We start from the raw sequence: 2,949 nt of genomic DNA, 5'->3' as shown, positions 1-2,949 counted from the left end.
TCAGCGCATGGTCATCGCCCGTATGGAGACCGGGCTGCGCTAGTGCAATGAAACCTTGGGCGTGGGTTGCAGCAGTTCTGCTTTTCGCCGCGTGCGCTTCCCCCACCGCGTTACCAACCACACTGCCCGCCCCTCCGGCGGGCAGTGCTGTACTCAAAGGCTACGGCATCTCGCCGCTGGGCTTCCCGGGCGATTACAGCCAGTATCCCCAATTCCTTGAAGAAGTAGCCAGCCTGCCCAACGGCGCAGTCATGTTCAACGGCGCTTGGCGTGATTCGATCGACAGCAGCGGCCAGCCGCCGCAAGCGGCTGCCGGCCTCATGCAGGCTGCCGCTCAATACGGCTTCACGCCCACCATCGTCTTTGGCTGGCGCAGCGGCGCCCAGCTGCATCTCGATCTCCCCACGAACGTCACCAACAACTGGAGCAATGCTGAGGCGCGTGCCTTGTTCATCCAAATGCTGGTGAGCTTTGCCGCCGAGCACCATCCGCCCTATCTCTTCCTCGGCAATGAGAACGATGAATACTTCATCACCCAGCCTGAGGAGTATGTGCGCTGGGTCGAAGTCTACAACCAAGCCTATGACGCCATCAAAGCTGCCTCACCTGCTACACAGGTTGGCCCCATCTTCCAATATGAGCGCATGGCGGGCCTCGGCCGGCTCAACGGCTGGGAGCAAGCCCACTGGGGCGCGCTCGAAGCTCACGATATGAGCAAGATGGATGTCGTCGGAATTACGCTCTACCCCTGGTTCAGCGCCGCCACGCCGGAGGAGATCCCGGATGACTATCTGGCGCCCCTACTGCAGCGCGCCGCCGGCAAATCGATCGCAATCACGGAGACCGGCTGGCCGGCTGAAGAGCTTGGGTTAAACGCTCCATGGGAGCGCGGCCCGCAAGCGCAGTTGCGTTATGTGCACGCGCTGCAACGGATCCTTCAAGGAACCAATGTAAGCATCCTCAACTGGCTGTTCATCAACCCCATCAACGCCGCACCCGATTCGCTCGAGGTGCAGCTTTTCGGCAGTATTTCCCTGCGGGATGCCAGCGGAGACAAACGCCCCGTGTACGACGCCTGGGTCAACTTCCAGCCCTAGACACGCCGCGGACAGCTACTGTGACGGGCCACACAATGTGCGCGCCTAATACCTCTAAAGGAGGTAAAAGGGATACGACCTCGGACGGCATTGGATACTCATAGAGTGTTTCTGCTGTAGCCAGATCCACAACCACGGCGCTTTCCACCAGAAAATATACTCGTCAGAGCGCTTAAATCGAAAACCCACAAAAGCGCTTCCATCCGGGCTGATGATCACCAAACCCCTCCGCCAATCGCCCCCGCCATAGCTGAGTAACTTACCAGGCTGATGACGGTGAGGCTGACCCCAGCACCAGCGATGGCAGCGCTTCGGGCAGCAGCACCTTGAGTACCGCCTGAGTCGCGGAGGCACCCATCGATTGCGCGGCATAGTTGCCGTTGATCACCGCGATGGCTGTGTCCTCCAACGAGTGCACCAGTTGGGCTGCTTCCAGCTCGCGGATACCCAACCCCTTGGGGTTCTCGGTGAGGTCAGTGCCCACCGTCATTCTGGATACATACACAGGGAGAGCGATGGGCTTGTCGTGAGCAGCTAACAGGCAGTGTGTGCCCGCGCGGCGGAGAAGCTCCATCGCTTTGGCATACACATGCACATTGCAGCTCGCGACTGACGAGTGAAATTGGACATGCGGCCATCTTATGAAGCTTCGCCCGCCTGTCAAGCAAACAGGTTAATGCCGGCTAAGCCACGCGCAGAATTCAAATCGAGGACAGTAGATATAATCAGTGCAAAGGAAGTGAACATGAAAATTGATATCTGGAGCGACATCGCCTGCCCCTTCTGCTACGCAGGCACCACCCAGCTCAATCAGGCCCTGGCCAGCTTTGCCCACAAAGACGAAGTAGAGATCGTGCATCACAGCTTTCAGTTGGACCCCAATGCTCCGTTCGTTGCCGAGCAAAGCATCAATGCCATGCTGGCGGCCAAGCGTGGCATCAGCGAAGACCAGGCCGATCACATGAACCAGCAAGTAGCCGAGATGTTTGCCGGGCTGGGCCTGGAGATGAACCACCACGCCGCCAAGCTGGTGAACACGTTGCACGGCCACCGGCTGGTGCACTTCGCCGCCAGCCAGGGCAAGCAGGCCGCCATGCTGGCGCGCCTGTTCAAGGCGTACTTCACAGACGGGCTGAGCGTCGCCGATAGCGAAACACTGGTGCAGTTGGCCAGCGAAGTAGGGCTGGATGCGCAGGCGGCGCGTGCCGCCCTGGACTCAGATGCTTACACTACCGAAGTGCAGGCGGACCTGGGCCAGGCAGCCCAGTATGGCATCCAGGGTGTGCCCTTCTTTATCTTCGACAGCAAGTACGCCGTCTCCGGTGCTCAAGGTACCCAAGCCTTCAGCCAGGCACTCGATCAGATCTGGCAGGAGCTGCACCCCGCCGCGGCCTGACGCTCGGCGCTCACGACAAAAAAGCCCGAGCGGCGCAAGCCGTTGGGTACACTACTGCGCGTGAAGCTGCGCCTTATCCGCCTGGCGATCCTCTGTTGTGTGCTGCTGGCCGCTTGCACCCTCCCGCAGGGAGGCGCGGCAGGCTTACCCACCCCGTTCATCGCGCGTAGCAGCGCTACCGCCACCTTCACTGCCAGCCCCAGCCCCAGCGCCACCCTCACCCCGACGGCGACCCCGCTGCCGCTGCATCCGTTAAGCATCGAATATTTGCGCCAGCGCAGTTACCCGGCCGCTGCGCTCACCATCGAAGAAGTGCTGGAAAACGGCAGCAATTACGCCCGCTACATCGCCTCGTATCTGTCGGATGGGCTTAAGCAATATGGCCTGCTCACGGTTCCCTTCGGGGAAGTACCCGCCACGGGCTGGCCCGTGATCATCTTCAATCACGGCTATATT

At 60.4% G+C, this 2,949-nt stretch carries 4 protein-coding genes; 3 read left to right on the top strand and 1 reads right to left on the bottom strand.

Translation table 11 applies throughout. From position 1 onward, the window contains the following. Nucleotides 1–47 precede the first annotated feature (47 nt). Nucleotides 48–1,097 carry a glycosyl hydrolase 53 family protein gene (locus KF885_11640; GenBank protein ID MBX3049811.1) on the top strand — a complete coding sequence of 350 codons (1,050 nt, stop codon included), beginning with the start codon at nt 48–50 and terminating at the stop codon, nt 1,095–1,097. 259 nt (nt 1,098–1,356) lie between these two features. Here the strand turns inward: KF885_11640 and KF885_11635 are convergent, their stop codons facing one another. Continuing rightward, nucleotides 1,357–1,587 (bottom strand): hypothetical protein, encoded by a 231-nt coding sequence (locus KF885_11635; GenBank protein ID MBX3049810.1) that lies wholly within the window; start codon nt 1,585–1,587, stop codon nt 1,357–1,359. Nucleotides 1,588–1,842: 255 nt separating this feature from the next. Here KF885_11635 and KF885_11630 point away from each other — a divergent pair, with 255 nt between their 5' ends. Together KF885_11630 and KF885_11625 are read left to right on the top strand one after the other, a co-directional pair. Beyond that, on the top strand, nt 1,843–2,493 hold the full coding sequence (locus tag KF885_11630; GenBank protein MBX3049809.1) for a DsbA family oxidoreductase: 651 nt from the start codon (nt 1,843–1,845) through the stop codon (nt 2,491–2,493). A 60-nt stretch (nt 2,494–2,553) separates the two neighbouring features. After that, the coding region (locus KF885_11625; protein MBX3049808.1) for a hypothetical protein at nt 2,554–2,949 on the top strand (396 nt) is incomplete at its 3' end.

Source organism: Anaerolineales bacterium (genome assembly GCA_019637805.1).
GTDB lineage: Bacteria > Chloroflexota > Anaerolineae > Anaerolineales > UBA11579 > JAMCZK01.
This window is presented reverse-complemented; position numbering and strand designations above follow the sequence as displayed.